The 16,213-nt window shown below is 65.2% G+C and carries 12 protein-coding genes; 5 read left to right on the top strand and 7 right to left on the bottom strand.

The window, feature by feature from the left end:
• Positions 1-7: 7 nt before the first annotated feature.
• The 6 genes from ACZY1I_RS20290 to rpmB form a co-directional block, all read right to left on the bottom strand.
• Complete coding sequence (locus tag ACZY1I_RS20290) at positions 8-2,884, bottom strand: MMPL/RND family transporter (RefSeq protein WP_463756256.1); 2,877 nt, start codon at positions 2,882-2,884, stop codon at positions 8-10.
• Complete coding sequence (locus ACZY1I_RS20285; protein WP_463756255.1) at positions 2,881-3,315, bottom strand: MmpS family transport accessory protein; 435 nt, start codon at positions 3,313-3,315, stop codon at positions 2,881-2,883. Before ACZY1I_RS20285 ends, ACZY1I_RS20290 begins: the two co-directional genes overlap by 4 nt.
• Before the next feature lie 26 nt (positions 3,316-3,341).
• Positions 3,342-3,965, bottom strand: coding sequence for a TetR/AcrR family transcriptional regulator (locus ACZY1I_RS20280; RefSeq protein ID WP_463756254.1), 624 nt, complete (start codon positions 3,963-3,965; stop codon positions 3,342-3,344).
• Between the two features lie 351 nt (positions 3,966-4,316).
• A complete protein-coding gene (locus tag ACZY1I_RS20275) occupies positions 4,317-5,144 on the bottom strand; it encodes an alpha/beta hydrolase (protein ID WP_463756252.1) in 828 nt (275 codons plus the stop codon).
• A 107-nt stretch (positions 5,145-5,251) separates the two neighbouring features.
• Positions 5,252-7,948, bottom strand: a complete 2,697-nt coding sequence (locus ACZY1I_RS20270; protein ID WP_463756251.1) for an AAA family ATPase — start codon at positions 7,946-7,948, stop codon at positions 5,252-5,254.
• Between the two features lie 17 nt (positions 7,949-7,965).
• Positions 7,966-8,160 carry a 50S ribosomal protein L28 gene (gene rpmB / locus ACZY1I_RS20265; protein ID WP_463756250.1) on the bottom strand — a complete coding sequence of 65 codons (195 nt, stop codon included), beginning with the start codon at positions 8,158-8,160 and terminating at the stop codon, positions 7,966-7,968.
• A gap of 257 nt (positions 8,161-8,417) precedes the next feature.
• Between rpmB and ACZY1I_RS20260 the strand changes: the two genes are divergently transcribed.
• From ACZY1I_RS20260 to ACZY1I_RS20250, 3 genes are read left to right on the top strand one after another with little or no spacing between them, the layout of a single operon-like run.
• A complete protein-coding gene (locus ACZY1I_RS20260) occupies positions 8,418-10,103 on the top strand; it encodes a DAK2 domain-containing protein (protein ID WP_463756249.1) in 1,686 nt (561 codons plus the stop codon).
• Positions 10,103-12,328, top strand: a complete 2,226-nt coding sequence (gene recG, locus ACZY1I_RS20255; RefSeq protein WP_463756248.1) for an ATP-dependent DNA helicase RecG — start codon at positions 10,103-10,105, stop codon at positions 12,326-12,328. The genes ACZY1I_RS20260 and recG overlap by 1 nt, the downstream gene beginning before the upstream one ends.
• Complete coding sequence (locus ACZY1I_RS20250) at positions 12,325-13,038, top strand: HNH endonuclease family protein (protein ID WP_463756247.1); 714 nt, start codon at positions 12,325-12,327, stop codon at positions 13,036-13,038. The genes recG and ACZY1I_RS20250 overlap by 4 nt, the downstream gene beginning before the upstream one ends.
• Positions 13,039-13,047: 9 nt before the next feature.
• Here ACZY1I_RS20250 and ACZY1I_RS20245 read toward each other — a convergent pair whose 3' ends face one another.
• Complete coding sequence (locus tag ACZY1I_RS20245) at positions 13,048-13,902, bottom strand: aldo/keto reductase (protein WP_463756246.1); 855 nt, start codon at positions 13,900-13,902, stop codon at positions 13,048-13,050.
• Between the two features lie 363 nt (positions 13,903-14,265).
• Here ACZY1I_RS20245 and ACZY1I_RS20240 point away from each other — a divergent pair, with 363 nt between their 5' ends.
• Together ACZY1I_RS20240 and ACZY1I_RS20235 are read left to right on the top strand one after the other, a co-directional pair.
• Entirely contained in the window at positions 14,266-15,384 is a 1,119-nt protein-coding gene (locus ACZY1I_RS20240; protein ID WP_463756245.1) for an alpha/beta hydrolase, read from the top strand.
• 71 nt (positions 15,385-15,455) lie between these two features.
• Positions 15,456-16,211, top strand: a complete 756-nt coding sequence (locus tag ACZY1I_RS20235; protein ID WP_463756244.1) for a DsbA family protein — start codon at positions 15,456-15,458, stop codon at positions 16,209-16,211.
• Positions 16,212-16,213 lie beyond the last annotated feature (2 nt).

Here is a 16,213-nt window from a genome sequence, read left to right as displayed (position 1 = left end):
AAGCCAATCAGCTTGGGATGGTGGCAAGTTCACGCTGCGATTGCGGCTGCGGTGTCGTTGCGGTTCGTAGTGGTCTGGCGCGCACCAGTTGTGGCCACCAAAACCACGGGCCCAGTAGCGTCGCGATCGCCGGGGTCATGAACGACCGCACTACCAGGGTGTCGAACAGCAGGCCCAGTCCGACGGTGGTGCCGAACTGGCCGAGGATGACCAGCGCACTGGCCCCCATCGAGATCATGGTGAACGCGAACACCAGACCGGCCGAGGTGACGACGGCACCCGTTCCGGCCATCGACCTGATGATGCCGGTCTTGATGCCGGCATGGATCTCCTCTTTGAACCGGGACACCAGCAGCAGGTTGTAGTCCGATCCGACCGCCAACAGAATGATCACCGCCATCGACATGATCATCCAGTGCAATTCGAAGCCCAGGACGTACTGCCAGATGAGCACCGAAAGCCCGAATGACGCTCCGAGGGAAAGCAATACCGTGCCGACGATGACTGCCGCGGCGATGACGGCTCGGGTCAGCACCAGCATGACGATGAAGATCAGGATCATCGCTCCGATGGCGGCTATCAACAGGTCGTAGGTCGATCCCTCTTTCATGTCCTTTGCCGTGGCCGCGGTCCCGGCGATGTAGATGCGCGCGCTCTCCAGCGGTGTGCCTTTGATGGCTTCGAAGGCCGCGTTGCGGATCGAGTCGATGTGGGCGATGCCCTCGGGGGTGGCGGGGTCGCCGAGATGAGAGATGATGAAGCGCACCGCTTTTCCATCCGGTGAGATGAACATGTCCATGCCCCGTTTGAAGTCGGGGTTGTCGAACACTTCCGGCGGCAGATAGAACGAGTCGTCGTTCTTGGATGTGTCGAAGGCCTGGCCCATCGGGTTGCCCTTGCTCTGCATCGCGGCGCCCTGGTCCTGAATTCCCGCCATCGTGCTGTGCATGGACAGCATCATGGTGTGCATCGACTTCATCATCGAGATCATCGGTGTGAGCAGTTTCAGCATCTTGGGCAGGATGGCGTCCATCTTGTCCATTTCGGGTATCAATTCGCCGATGGCGTCGGCGAGGATGTCGACGCCATCCAGGGTGTCGAAAATCGACCGCAGCGCCTGGCACACCGGGATGTCGAAGCAGTGCTTCTCCCAGTAGAAGTAGGAGCGGATGGGCCGGAAGAAATCATCGAAATCGGATATGTGGGAGCGTAATTCGTTCATTTCGGCCACCATCGACTTCATCTGACCGACGACGTTGTGCAGGATGCCGGTCATGTCTTTCATGATGTCGACCATGGCTTCCATCGTGCCGACCATGACGTTCATCTGGTCGGCCATGACCACCATCTGGTCCATCTGCGACTGCATGTAATCCCGCGTCAACTGCTGGCTCACACCCTGCATGCTCATCTGATACGGGATGGAGGTGTGGTCGATCGGGGTGCCCAACGGCCGGGTGATGGTCTGGACCCGCCCGATGCCCGGAGTGTGAAAGACATTGCGGGCGATGTGCTCAATCACCAGCATGTTCGCGGGATTGCGCAGATCCTGGTCGGTTTCGACCATCATCACTTCGGGATTCATCCGGGCCTGGGAGAAGTGCCGCTCGGCGGCCTTGAACCCCTGCGTCGCGGGGATGGTGTTCGGCATGTATTTTCGGTCGTTGTAGCTGGTCTTGTAGCCGGGCAGCGCGACCAAACCGACCAGCGCCAGCGCGAGGGTTGCTGCCAGGATCGGCCCCGGCCATCTGACGACGGCAGTGCCGATGCGTCGCCAACCACGCGTTCGCGCAGCCCGTTTCGGATCGAAAAGGCCGAACTTGCTCCCGATCACCAGTACCGCCGGTGCCATGGTCAGGGAGGCAAGGACGGCCACCATGATGCCGATCGCCAGCGGAGTACCCAGTGTCTGGAAGTAGGGCAACCGGGTGAAATGCAGGCAGTAGGCGGCCCCGGCGATCGTCAGGCCCGACCCGAGGATCACGTGCGCGGTGCCGCGATACATTGTGTAGAAAGCGGTTTCACGGTCCTCGCCTGCACCGCGTGCCTCGTGGTAGCGACCCAGTACGAATATCGCGTAGTCGGTACCGGCCGCGATGCCCAACATGGTCAACAGGTTCACCGAGAACGTCGACAGGCCGATCAGGTCGTAGTGACCGAGGGCGGCGACCACGCCGCGGGCCACCGCCACTTCCAGCACCACCATCGCCAGCACCAGCAGAACCGTTGGGATGGAGCGATACACGATGAACAGGCTGACCAAAATGACCAGCATCGTGATGGCCGTGACCAGCTTCAGGCTCTTGTCTCCGACGTTGTGCTGATCGGCGTTGAGTGCAGTGGCGCCGGTGACGAAGATGTGCAGGCCGGCCGGTGGCGGTGCACTGGCGATGATCTTGCGTACCGCGGCGATGGAGTCATTCGCCCGTGCTTCACCTTGGTTGCCGACCAGATTGAGCTGTACGTAAGTTGCCTTGTTATCTCCACTTTGGGCTCCGGCTGCGGTCAGCGGGTCCCCCCAGAAGTCCTGGACGTGCTCGATGTGGGCCTTGTCGGCCTTGAGCTTCTTGATCAGCTCGGCATAGTAGTGGTGGGCCTCATCCCCGAGGGGCTGGTCGCTTTCGAACACGATCATCGCGGATCCGTCGGAGTCGGATTCTTTGAAGACGTGGCCGATGTGCTTCATGGCCTGCATCGAAGGAGCATCTGCTGGGCTCAGCGACACCGAATGTTCCTGGCCCACATCCTCGAGCGAGGGAACGGCCACATTGAGCAGCACGGTGAGCGCCACCCACCCCAGGAGCAAGGGCACCGCTAGCGCATGGATCAACCGGGGGATGGCCGGGCGGGGGCCCTCGGTAACTTCGGGAGCGGGCGCGCTCATGCTGACTTCACCTGGCAGAAGGTGAACGCGTCCACGCCTTCGGCGGTCTTCTCGTCCTTGATCTTGCCGTCGACGGTGATCCGGCAAGCAATGTTTTCGGAGTTGCCCTGCGCCAACAGAATCGGACTGGTTGCCGGCGCGGTGGTGGTCAGGGTCAGTGTCCAGGGCAGCGGAGCCTGCTTGATGCTTTGCGGATTCGCCGACAGATCGAGATAGTTGATCGTCGCGACGGAGCCTGCCGGCCCGAACACCTCGTAGGTGATCCTCTTCGGGTTGAATGGTTTCGCGTCGTTCGCGATTCCCGAGCCCTCGCGGGTGATCTCGTTATCCGACCCGAAGATCCCATGCATCCGGTGCACCACGAACACCCCGATAGCGACGGACACCAGCACCAGCAACACCATCCAGTGGCGTCTGGCTCTTCTCAGCATATGGACTCCTACCGATTCGATTCGAATCACGTTGCGGAAGAAACGTCTTGATGTTCGGTGGTCAGATAGGTGAGGTTCATCCGGCTGGTCTCGCGTGCCCACTGGCGCCAGGTCAGTCCGTCCGGCCATAACGAGGAACTCGCGGCGCGGTGCGCGCCGGCGCCCATCACGCTGCGAAACACGATGTTGAGGGCCATCGCGGGGTCCGGGTGTCTTATCTGGCTCTGGTGCGGTGCTGCGGCGTCGAGAAACCGAGTCTGCAAGCTGTTCGCGACGCGCAGTCCTTCTTCCGGCGGCTGCATGGGTTGCCCACCGGCCAGGATGACGGGAATGACCCGGCCGCTGTCGTTCAGCGTTTCGCTCAGTGCGGTGGTGAAGGCTTCGACGACTCCGCGCAACGACGGCTGCGCGGAGTCCAGGGCTTGCGCGACCGCTTGTTCGAGTCGCTCGGCAAGCGCTTGTTTGATCGCGTAGATGAGTTGTTCTTTGCTGGCGAATCGGCGGTAGACACCGCCGACGGAGACGCCGGCGTGTTCGGCGACGCGGGCGATCGTGAAATCTTCCAGGCCATCGTTGACCAAGACCTCCTCGGCCGCGGCAAGTAACCGTTGCAGGGCAGCGCGGCTGCGCGCCTGCTGCGGCGGGCGCAATCCAGAATTGTCCTGCCCGGCAACCTGATCAGCGTTTGTGCCCGACGGGCGCGCAGTCCGCCGACGGTTGGGGCGGTGCGTCGATCGCTGACCTCTAGTCAGCCCCGACGGTGCGTCCCGCGCCATCGCCGCTCCATGGTCTAGTGACGAATAGCCTTGTAGCGAAACACATTTGACGTGACAGGCCCGGAATTAAGAACACCCGCCCCGCCCCTAACGCGAATGCGAATTTCGGTTCCGAAACTAACACGGGGTGATGGCCATCGCAATAGCTGGCCAGGTTTTGTGCCAGCTGAATACGAATGAACCCGCCCGGCTCCGCAACGGGGCCGGGCGGGTTCATGTTGTTGCTCAACGTCGTTGGTAGGCCTGCTCATCCACCGGGCCGAGCTGCTTGGCGGCCAACCAGCCCAGCACGTCGTCGGCGATCTCGCGCCACCCGCTGTCCACCACCAGGGAGTGGCCACGGTCGACGTACTGCTTGAGGTCGGTCACCGCGGTCGAGTTGCCGTAGAGCTTGAAGGCGGCGCGGGTCACCACATCGGGCACGGTGTGGTCCTGCTGTCCGGAGATCATCAGCAGCGGCCCGCGGGATTCGTTGGCCGTGTCCACCTTGGCCGGCGAGTTCTTGTGGAAGTTCGCGGATGCGGCTTCGAACAGCGGCCGGGCGGGGGAGGGGATGGTGTAGCGGTCGTAGAGCGCGTCGGATTCGGCGGCCTCGACGGCGTTGCCGAAGCCGTAACGGAACTGCTTGGCGGTCAACGACACTGCGCGCTTCTTGTTGGCCGGATTACCGAGAACCGCGAAGCTGGAGCGTAACTGGGCCAGTGGCAGCGGCTTGACGCCCTTGATCTGAGCCGGGTCGATCGCGACGGCGGCGCGGGCGTAGCCCATGGCCAGCAGTTTCTGTGCGATCAGGCCACCGAAGGAGTGGCCGATGACGATCGGCGGCTCCGGCAGCGACGCTGCGATGGCCGCGAAGTGCTCGACGACGGCGTCGATCCCTTGGTTCGCCACCAGTTCGGGGTGCTCACGCGCCTCGGCGACGGTGGCGGGCTCGTTCGGCCAGCCCGGCGCGACGACGTCGTACCCGTGGCGGGCGAACAGGTCTACCCAAGGCTGCCAGGACTCGGCGTGCAACCAGAGACCGTGGATGAAGAGGACCGGGGTGTTGGACATTTCGTGTCTCCTTATGGGGGCCCTGTGTTGGGGCGTTTTTGCGGTACGCCCATATCAACATCGCGGGCACCCCTCCCGGATCTGTCAAATGACTTAACGGGGCGAACTTAGGTATCTAAGTCATCGAGGGCTTGGCGGAGACCGCTGCGCCGGGCGATGCCCAGCTTGGGAAAGATGCGATACAGGTGCGCCCCTACGGTTCGCGGGGACAGATACAGCCGGTCGGCGATCTCCTTGTTGCTCAGCCCCGAAGCGGCGAGATCGGCGATGCGCCGCTCCTGCGAGCTCAACTCCTCGCCCTGTGGGCGGTGCGTGGTGGCGCCCGCCGCTCGCAACTCGGCTGCGGCGCGCTCGGCCCAGGGCAGCGCACCGAGGTGCTGCAGCGCGGATCGCGCGGCTTCCAGGATCGGCGCGGCCTCTCGGTAGCGACGCTGGCGGCGCAGCCACATGCCGTGAGCTAACCGGATCCGCGCATGCTCGAACGGAAATCGTTCTGCGGCAGGGTGTTCCACGGCCTCGGTAAAGAGCCGTTCGGCATCGCCGTCGTCGGCTGTCATCGCCGATGCGCCCGCGCACAGCAATGCCAGGCGTGGCGAGATCCCGGGGAGTCCCAACGTCAGCGCCGCCGCCACGTGCCGGCGAGCGTCGTCGACGCGGTCGACGTGCACGGCCGCTTCGACCAGATCCATCAGGGTGACCAGGGCGTGGTGTGAGTAGTGCGGGAACACGCCGGGTTCGGCGATTTCGACGGCCGCCGCGTAGGCCGCCGGATAGTCGCCGTCGGCCAGCGCGCTGAGTACCACGGCCCGCCGGCAATAGCCCAGCAACAACCCCAGGCCTCGCGGCCGGGCCCATGCCGCCACCGTCGCGACCAGTTCGCGGGCCCGCTCGGATTCGCCCTTACTGCCGGCGAGCACCGCCGAGAACACCCGGAATTGTTGTTCGTAGGTTTCGTGGCGGTGCGTCGCGGTCAGCAGCAAGCCACGACGGGCGGTGTCTTCGGCCTGTTCCCACTGGCCGGTGTCCATCTGGTCGAGCATCAGCATGTGCAGCATCGTCATCGCGTTGGTCACGACGCCCTCGGATTGTTCGCGGTCGACCAGTTCCCTTAGGGCCGAACGGAAATCAGCCAGGATCCCGGCGTAGAACCCGGCCACGGACAACCGCATCACCTCCCACGGGTCCAACTCCGGCAGTCGCAACAACTGGTCGGCCAACCGTTGCCGGACGGTGGCGCCGCGGTAGCCGAAATCGCCCCAGGCGTCGCGGTAGATCAACGACAGCGGGTCCACGCGGTGGGAAACCTGGTCGATGACAGCATCGGTCTCGGTCCAACTGGTCAGGTCGCCCGCGTACTGGGTGATCGCCAGCAGCACATTGACCGCCCGGGTCAGAGTGGCATCGTCGAGCGTGTCGGCGTCGCGCAACGCCGCCACCACTCGGCGATGACCGGCGGCGACGTCGCCTTCGAGATACAGCCCGATGTAGGCCGCCGTCATCGCGCCGTTCACCCGGCCGGCCGCGCCGGACGAGTCCGGCTGCTGCGCTGCCAGTTCGATGGTGACGTCGAGTCGGCCGGCCTGCCCGGCCACGAACGCCGCCTCGGCCATCAGCTCGGCACGACGCGCAGGCCGTTTACTCAATTCGGCAGCCCGGCGTAGCAGGTCGACCGCCGAACGCGCGGCGCCGCGACGAATGGTCAACGTAGCGGCGTGCGCGATCTGATCCGCGACAGCCTGGTCGGGATCGACAGTCGCGGCCGACAGATGCACGGCTTTGCGGATCGGGTCCGCGGTGTGTTGGGCCAGAAATGCATGGTTGGACCGACGTTCGTTCGCCGTGGCCAGCTGGATGACCGCCGACCGGATCAGCGGGTGCCGGAACACGGGCTCGCCGTCCGCACCCACCAGCAGCAGGCCCTGATCAGTTGCGGCCTCGACGCCCTGCATGACGTAGCACCCGGAGCGTGATCCGTCCGCACCCGCCCCGTCGAGCGCCGCCCGCAGCAGCTCCCGGCGGGTATGCAGGTCGAGCGCGCGGATTCTGGCCCCGAAGATCGCCTGCAGCCGGTCGGTCAGCGCGATCGGGGCCGATGAGGCAAGCCCGTCGGGGCGTCGCGCCTGACGAGGAAGCTCTTCGAGAGCGAGCGGATTGCCCAGTGCCTGCCGCAACACCGCCTGCTCGGCCGCCACCGGCAACTCGAACGACAGGGAACGCAGCAACTCGCGCGCCGCGACGTCGTCGAGGGGCTGCACGTCCAGCCGGGGCCAGCCCGCGTTGTTCAATGCCGAGGGGATGTCCGAGCGACACATGGCAACGAGCCGAACCTGCGGCTCGCGCAGTCGCTGCGCCGCGATCGACACCACTGCCACGCTCAGCTCGTCGAGCCAATGCGCGTCGTCCACCACGACCAGAGCGGGGCTGCGACGGCCGGCCAACGTCAGTAACTCGAGCAACGCCGTGCCCATCGCAAGCGGCGAGGGTGGCTTGACGGTGTCACGCCCCAGCGCGGGTGCAAGCGCCGCCGCCGAATCGGTGTCGAGTTCGGCGACCAACTCGCGGTGCGGCAGGACCAGCTGACTCAGACCAGCCAGCGGGATCGACGACTCGAACTGGACTCCGCCGGCCCGGTACACCCGCCAACCAGTATCGGCGGCCGTGTCACAGAGGGCGTCGACCAGCGTGGTCTTTCCCACGCCGGCTTCACCGCACAGCAGCAGGGCGCCGTGGCCGTCGGTCAGAAAGCGCCGAAGCGCAGCGGACTCCTGGTCGCGGCCGAACAGCCGGCGCTGACCGGTTCCCACTTTAGGAAGGGCGCTGGTTAGCCCCGGGTGACCTTGCCGGCCTTGATGCAGGACGTGCACACGTTGATACGCGTCTTGTTGCCACCCGGACGGGTGACGGCGTGCACAGTCTGAACATTGGGGTTCCACCGGCGGCTGGTGCGGCGGTGGGAGTGCGACACCGACTTACCGAAGCCGGGGCCTTTCCCGCAGATATCGCACACAGCGGCCATGGTTCAAACTCCTCAAGTCTGTTGCTGGGGCTCGGCGTCCCTCCCTGGCGGGTGGATTCGGCCGAACTGAGCCGGAATTGCCCAGGCTAGCCCAGGCCGTCCCACAATACCGACAGTGGTGCGCAACTACCAAAACGATGCACTGTCGCCGCCGCTGGTTACCCTCGATTAGCCGGCCCGGCCCAGGGCTACGCTGGCGCGGATCACTGGGCCGCTTTTATGCCTGCATATAAGGAGGTGGGGTCAGGTTGGGGACGATGTCAGAACGTCTGCTGGACGGCTTGGCTCTGCGGGACTGGGCGCACGCGGCCGTGAGCGATCTGATCACGCACATCGACGAGATCAATCAGCTGAATGTGTTTCCGGTCGCAGATTCCGACACGGGCGCCAACATGCTGTTCACCATGCGTTCCGCGCTCGCGGACGCCGATGCACTGCTCGGTGGTGAACCGGCCGAGGCCCCCGGGGTGGCAGAGGTCGCCGCCGCGTTGTCGGCCGGGGCGTTGAACGGAGCGCGCGGCAACTCCGGCGTCATCCTGTCCCAGATCCTGCGCGGCATCGCCGACGTGACGGCCAACAGTGCGACCGAAGCCGGCGGCGTCCTGCCGGCGATCGACGCGGCGACGCTCGGGGCGGCACTGTGGTGCGGTGTCCATTTGGTGGTCACCTCCATGGGTGGCACCGAGGTCGACGGCACCATCGTCTCGGTGCTGCGGGCCGCCGCCGGCGCTGCTGAGCAGTGCGCCGACGCTGGCGGAACGTTGGCCCGTGCTGTGGGGGCCGCAGGCGATGCGGCGGTGGTCGCACTGGAAAAGACCACCGAGCAGCTTGATGTGCTCGCCGATGCCGGCGTGGTGGACGCCGGGGGGCGCGGGCTGCTGGTCATACTGGATTCGCTGTGCGCGACGATCACTGGGCAGCTGCCGGCTCGGGAGGTCTACGAGCCGTCACCGCGGACATCGCTCGTCGGCGCCGCGAGCCGACGTCAGGCCCAGCAGTTCGAGGTGATGTACCTGCTGGCCGGGTGTGACGCGGCCGCGGCGGACATCTTGCGGGAGCGCCTCGGGGAGTTGGGTGACTCGGTGGCGATCGCGGCCGCTTCGTCGGAGAGCTACTCGGTGCATGTGCACACCGACGATGCCGGGGGTGCCGTTGAAGCCGGCCTGTTGGCCGGTCAGTTGAGCCGGATCGTGATCTCGGCGCTGTGCTCCTGCGCCTCCGGACTGCCCTCAGGGAGCTTTACCCGCGAACGCGCCGTGCTGGCCGTCGTCGATGGCGACGGTGCCGCCGAATTGTTCGCCAGCGAGGGTGCCTGCGTGCTTCGACGCGGTCAGGAGCAAGCGGATTCCGGCAGTCCTCCTGTCACTGAGATCAGCGCCCACCAACTGGTTCGGGCGGTGGTGGACACCGGTGCCGCGCAGGTGATGGTGCTGCCCAACGGATACGTCGCCGCCGAGGAGTTGGTGGCGGGCTGCACTGCGGCGATCGGCTGGGGTGTCGACGTGGTGCCAGTGCCGACCGGATCGATGGTGCAGGGCCTTGCGGCGCTGGCCGTGCACGACCCCGAACGCCAAGCCGTCGACGACGGCTACAGCATGGCACGCGCCGCGGGCGCCGCCCGGCATGGATCGGTGCGAATCGCCACCGAGGATGCGTTGACCTGGGCCGGTGCTTGTAAGGCGGGAGACGGGCTGGGCATCGCGGGCGATGAGGTACTGATCGTGGCCGACGATGCCGCCGGGGCGGCGACCGGCCTGCTCGACCTGCTGATGGCCTCCGGCGGCGACTTGATCACGGTATTGATGGGAGCCGACGACGACAGTCACACCGAGGGCATCGAGGGTGCCCTGGAACGACACATGCACGACCGTCATCCAGGCAGCGAGTTAGTGGTCTACCGCACCGATCATCGCGGTGACGTACTGCTGATCGGGGTCGAGTAGTGGCGTCGCTGGGTGATCGGCTCGGCGACGTCCTGGGCGCCAAAGCCGCGAACCTTCTCGAGGGCGTTTTCGGCATCCGGACGGTCGGCGACCTGTTGCGGCATTACCCGCGGAGCTACGTCCAAGGTGCTGCCAGGCGCGGCTCCGGCGACGACGAGCAGCCCGAGTTGGGTCAGCACGTCACCCTCGTCGACGTCATCACCGACACCTCGACGTTCCAGATGAAGACGGGACGTAAAGGGCTCCGGATCACGCTGGGCACCGGACGCACCAGGGTGACCGCCACGTTTTTCAATGCCAACTTCATTGCCAAGACCCTCACCAAGAACACGAAGGTGATGTTGTCCGGCGAGGTCGGCTACTTCAAGGACGTCATGCAGCTCACGCACCCGGCTTTTCTCATTCTCGACTCGCCGGACGGGAAGAATCACGGCACCAAATCGCTGAGAACCATCGCCGATACGTCCGAGGAATTCAGCGGCGAAGCGGCAGTGGATGAGTTGGAGCGTCGCTTCTTCGCAATCTATCCGGCCAGCGCCAAGCTGCAGAGCTGGGACATCTTCCGATGCGTGCGGCAGGTGCTCGCTGTGCTTGACCCGGTGGCTGATCCGTTGCCTGCCGACCTGATCGCTAAGCACGGCTTCATATCCGAGGACGAGGCGCTGCGCGCAATTCACCTGGCCGAAGATGAATTCGAACGCGAGCGGGCCAGGGAGCGGCTGACGTTCGATGAGGCGGTCGGCCTGCAGTGGGCGCTGGTCGGTCGCCGGCATGGCGAGCTGTCGGAGTCCGGTCCCGCGGCGCCGCAGCGGCTAGACGGTTTGGCGGTAGAACTGTTGCAGCGGTTGCCTTTTGAGCTGACCAAGGGACAGCGGGAAGTGCTGGCCGAGTTGTCCGAGGGGCTGGCGGAGACCCGGCCGCTGAACCGCCTGCTGCAGGGCGAGGTCGGGTCGGGTAAGACCATTGTCTCGGTGCTGGCGATGCTGCAGATGGTCGACGCAGGTTATCAGTGCGCTCTGCTCGCTCCCACGGAAGTGCTTGCTGCACAACATCTTCGATCGATAACCAGTGTGCTCGGTCCATTGGCGATGGGCGGTCAGCTGGGCGGTGACGACAAGGCGACCCAGGTGGTGTCGCTCACCGGTTCAATGACGGCGGCGCAGAAGAAAAAGGTGCGGGCCGAGATCGCCGGCGGCCAGGCCGGCATCGTCGTCGGCACCCACGCGCTGCTGCAGGACGCGGTGCAATTCCAGAAGCTGGGCATGGTGGTGGTCGACGAGCAACACCGTTTCGGCGTCGAACAACGAGATCAGTTGCGCGCCAAGGCTCCTGCCGGTATCACCCCACACCTGCTGGTGATGACGGCGACACCGATACCGCGGACCGTCGCACTCACTTTTTACGGCGATCTGGAGACCTCGACGTTGCGCGAGTTGCCACGCGGGCGTCAGCCGATCACCACCAACGTGATCTTCGTCAGCCAGAAGCCGACCTGGTTGGACCGGGCTTGGCAACGCATCCGGGAAGAGGTAGCGGCCGGGCGCCAGGCTTACGTGGTCGCGCCGCGCATCGACGAGAACGACGAACCCGAGAAAGCAGCCAGCGGACAGGCTCCCGCCAGACCCACCGAGACCGCTGAAGGCCTGTTCAAGCGGCTGCAGTCGGCCGAACTCGCCGACGTGCGGGTGGGGCTGATGCACGGGCGGCTGAGCGCCGACGAGAAGGACGACGCGATGGCGGCGTTCCGCGAGGGCAACATCGATGTGCTGGTGTGCACCACCGTCATCGAGGTGGGCGTCGACGTTCCCAACGCCACCGTCATGTTGGTGATGGACGCGGATCGGTTCGGCATCAGTCAGCTGCATCAGCTGCGCGGTCGCATCGGTCGCGGTCAGCATCCGAGCCTGTGCCTGCTGGCCAGTTGGACCTCGGAGGGCTCGACCGCCGGACAGCGGTTGCGGGCCGTCGCCGGGACGATGGACGGATTCGTGCTTGCCGACCTCGATCTCAAGGAACGCAAGGAAGGCGATGTGCTGGGCCGCATCCAGTCCGGCCGAGGGATCACGCTGCGTCTGTTGTCGTTGGCCGACCATCTGGATTACATCGTGGCGGCGCGAGAATTCTGTGTAGCCGCCTACGACAAGAACCCTGTCGACCCCGAATTGACCCAGCTGGCAGGCCGATTCACCGAAGACGAGCGCATCGAATACATGGACAAGTCGTGACACGCAAAGTGTGGCTTTGGCTGGCGGTGATTACGGTGCTGGCCGTGGTGGTCGCGTATCAGACGCTGGGATCGTCGGCAGCCAGGCACGCCGACGACTTCGCCGCGCGCGCGGACGTTCCGACGGTGGTACCGGGGACCGATGTGCTCGCGGGCGTCAACGTCGTGCCGAAGCGCAAGCATCGCTTCGACTATCGGCGCTCGGCGTTCGGCGAGGCGTGGACGGACGACACCGATGCACCGGGTGGGCACAACGGGTGCGATACCCGCGACGACATCCTCAACCGCGATCTGGTGGACGTCACGCATGTGTTCACCAAGAGATGCCCGGACGCCGTGGCCACCGGTACCCTGCACGACCCCTACACCAGCGCCATCATCGCCTTCCAAAGGGGCGCCAAGGTCGGCGAGGCGGTGCAGATCGACCACATCGTCCCGCTTGCCTATGCATGGGACATGGCCGCATACAGCTGGCCGACGCCGCTGATGGTGCGTTTCGCCAACGACCCGGCCAATCTGCTGGCGGTGCAGGGAAAGGCAAACCAGGACAAGGGCGATTCGCCGCCCGCGGAGTGGATGCCGCCCAACGCCGCGTTCGCGTGTCAGTACGCCATGCAGTTCATCGCGGTGATCCGCGGCTATGCGTTGCCGATGGACGAGGCCTCGGGCGAAGTCCTGCGCAAGGCCGCGGGCACCTGCCCGGCGCAATAGCCCCGTGGGTTAGGTACCGCTGTAGGTCAGTGGGTCCGGACGCAACCGGGTGCCGTCATTCAGCCCGGTCAATGCGTCCAGGTGCTCGGCGGCCAACTCGAAGTCGAACACGTCGAGGTTGCTGGCGATGTGCTCGGCATTGCTGGACCGGAACACGACCGCATTGCCCAACTGCAGGTTCCACTTCAGCAGAACCTGCGATGCCGTCTTGCCGTATTCGCCGGCAATCGCGGTGACGGTCGCATTGTCGTTCAACTTGCCCAGCGCCAACGGGGTGTACGCCTGGGTGGCAATCTCGTGCTGCGCGTTCGATGCGCGCACCTCGTCTTGGTTGAGCAGCGGGTGCAGCTCGATCTGGTTGACCGCCGGCGTGACGAAGGTCAGGTCGATGAGCATCTCGATGAACTCTTCGGTGAAATTGGACACTCCGATCGAGCGGGTGTGTCCTTCGCCGCGGGACTGGATCATTCCGCCCCAGGAGTCCACATACTTGCCGAGCTCAGCGGCCGGCCAGTGGATCAGGTACAGGTCCAGGTAGTCGAGGCCGAGCAGTTCCAGGCTGCGAACGCACTGCTCCTGCGCGTTGGTCCAACCCTGGTCCGCGGTGGCCAGCTTGGTGGTGACGAACAATTCCGCGCGGGGGATGCCAGAAGCTGCGATCGCGCGGCCCACCGCGGCCTCGTTGCCATAGGCCGAGGCGGTGTCGATGAGCCGACAGCCGATCTCCAGCGCGGCTGACACCGCGCGTTCGGTCTCGTCCTCTGATAGATCCGCGACACCGAGTCCCAGCACCGGAATCGTGTTCTCGTCGTTAAGGGCCAAGGAGGGTATGGAAGCTCCTGCGGCGCCCGACTCGCCAGTCAACGTCAATCACCTACCTGTTATGAAGTGAATGTTCTCGGATTGGGACCAACTCAGGGTTCACGATATTACCGAGTTGAATAAGCCACCTAATCAACACCTGGACTGATGGCCAAGTTCTTCGGGCAATTTGCGCCCAACCGGGGAGCGGGCGATCCGCCCGGTGCTGACGCCGCGCTTGCGATCGTGACAGCCCGATGGTCACGACCCGCTGCGCCCGGCTTAACGCCGCGCTTGCGATCGTGACAGCCCAATGGTCACGACCCGCTGCGCCCGGCTTACCGCCGCGCTTGCGATCGTGACAGCCCAATGTTGGGCATCGGGTTACCGTCGTTTAGCGTGACTAGGGTTTTCTAGGAGCTGCCCATGACCAAGACTCTGCCGGGTGCTGCGGACCTCCATCCCGGAGCGACGCGTGCACAGATCGGTTTCGTGACTCGCGTTCAGAACACCGTCAGCAATGTCGGCGTCAAAGTCATCCCGGTGATCCCGGGTGCGGTCAAACGCCTGCTGACCCGTGGTCGCTCGGTCATCATCGACGGCAACACGCTCGATCCCACACTGCAGCTGATGCTGACCGGGTTGCGTGCCACCGGCGTCGACGGCCTGATCGTCAACGACGATGCCGATGCCTCCCGGGCGATGATGCGGCAAAACATGGCGGTCATGCCCGGTCCGCAGATACACGTCAACGTGGACACCGTTTCGCTGCCCGGTCCGGCGGGTGAGATCAAGGGTCGGCTTTACAGCCCGCCAAACGCGGCCGCTGCCCCGCTGCTGGTCTATTACCACGGTGGTGGCTGGGCAATCGGTGACCTGGATGTCTACGACGCGTTGTGCCGGTTGACCTGCCGCGACGCGGGTGTGCATGTGCTGTCCATCGAGTACCGGCTGGCGCCCGAGCACCCGGCTCCCGCGGCGATAGAGGATGCCTATGCCGCCTTCCAGTGGGCATACGCCCATGCTGAGGAACTCGGTGCCATTCCCGGTCGGGTTGCGGTCGGCGGCGACAGCGCGGGCGGCAACCTGGCCGCGGTCGTCAGCCAACTGGCGCGGGACAGCGGAGGCCCGGCCCCGGTGTTCCAGTGGCTGCTCTACCCGCGAACCGACTTCACCGCGCAGACCCGCTCATTGAGCCTGTTTGCGCGTGGATTCGTACTGACCAAGCGCGACATCGACTGGTTCACCAGTCAATACCTGCGAAACTCGGGGATCGACCCGACAGATCCGCGGGTGTCGCCGGCGCAGGCGTCGTCGTTGGCCGGTCTGCCGCCGGCCCTGATCGCCGTTGCGGGTTTCGATCCGCTGCGCGACGAGGGCAGGGACTACGCCGAGGCGCTGCGGGCCGCCGGCACCGACGTCGACCTGCGCGACCTGGGTTCGCTGACGCACGGGTTCGCCAACCTGTTCCCGCTCGGTGGCGGCAGTGCGTCCGGCACGGCGGAGCTGATTTCGGCGTTGCGGGCACACCTGAGCCGGTGCTGACCTGCGCTACCGGTGCCGTCGGTACGCTAAGAGGCGCTTAGCAGCCAACACACGTGAGGATCAGCGAAACTGTGGCCGACAAACCCAAGCGCCCCGCGCGACTCGACCTGAAGGCCGGCGACGGTAAGTCCGGCCGACTCATCCAGATCGGCGGGACCGCGATTGTCGTGATCTTCGCCGTCGCGTTGGTTCTCTACATCGTCTCGCTGAACCACAAGAAGAACGCCGCCGGCGCGGAAAGCGCGATCCGGGTGGCGTCGAGCAAGCTGGTCTCCGACAACGGCAAACCCAAGGCCGTGGTGTCCATCTACGAGGACTTTCTGTGCCCGGCCTGCGGCAATTTCGAGCGCGGCTACGGATCGACCGTCTCCAACCTCATCGACATCGGTGCCATCGCCGCCGACTACTCGATGGTGACCATTCTCGACAGCCCGCGGACCCAGAATTACTCGTCGCGCGCGGCCGCCGCGGCCTACTGCGTCGCCGACGAGTCCATGGAGGCCTTCCGCCGCTTCCACAGCGCGCTGTACAGCGAGGGCGTCCAACCGTCGGAGACCGGCACCCAGTTCCCCGACAACGCAAAGCTGATCGAACTCGCCCGCGAAGCGGGTGCGGCGGGCAAGGTGCCGGACTGCATCAACAGCGGCAAGTACATCTCGAAGGTCAATGGATTGGCCGGGGCCAGCAATATCCGGGCGACCCCCACCGTGCGGATCAACGGCGCCGAATACGAATGGACGACGCCCGCAGCGTTCGTCGCCAAGATCAAAGAGATCGTCGGCAACGTCCCCGGCATCGACGAGGCCGCGGCATCGGCGAAGAGCTGACC

The sequence above is a fragment of the Mycobacterium sp. IDUB_37 genome (genome assembly GCF_055419245.1).
The sequence above is the reverse complement of the archived record's forward strand: the minus strand, read 5'-3'. Positions and strand labels throughout refer to the sequence as shown.

Coding starts and splice junctions, on each gene's coding strand:
- ACZY1I_RS20290 (WP_463756256.1), bottom strand. CDS start 2,884: ATGAGCGCGCCCGCTCCCGAAGTTACCGAGGGCCCCCGCCCGGCCATC.
- ACZY1I_RS20285 (WP_463756255.1), bottom strand. CDS start 3,315: ATGCTGAGAAGAGCCAGACGCCACTGGATGGTGTTGCTGGTGCTGGTG.
- ACZY1I_RS20275 (WP_463756252.1), bottom strand. CDS start 5,144: ATGTCCAACACCCCGGTCCTCTTCATCCACGGTCTCTGGTTGCACGCC.
- rpmB (WP_463756250.1), bottom strand. CDS start 8,160: ATGGCCGCTGTGTGCGATATCTGCGGGAAAGGCCCCGGCTTCGGTAAG.
- ACZY1I_RS20260 (WP_463756249.1), top strand. CDS start 8,418: ATGTCAGAACGTCTGCTGGACGGCTTGGCTCTGCGGGACTGGGCGCAC.
- ACZY1I_RS20240 (WP_463756245.1), top strand. CDS start 14,266: ATGACCAAGACTCTGCCGGGTGCTGCGGACCTCCATCCCGGAGCGACG.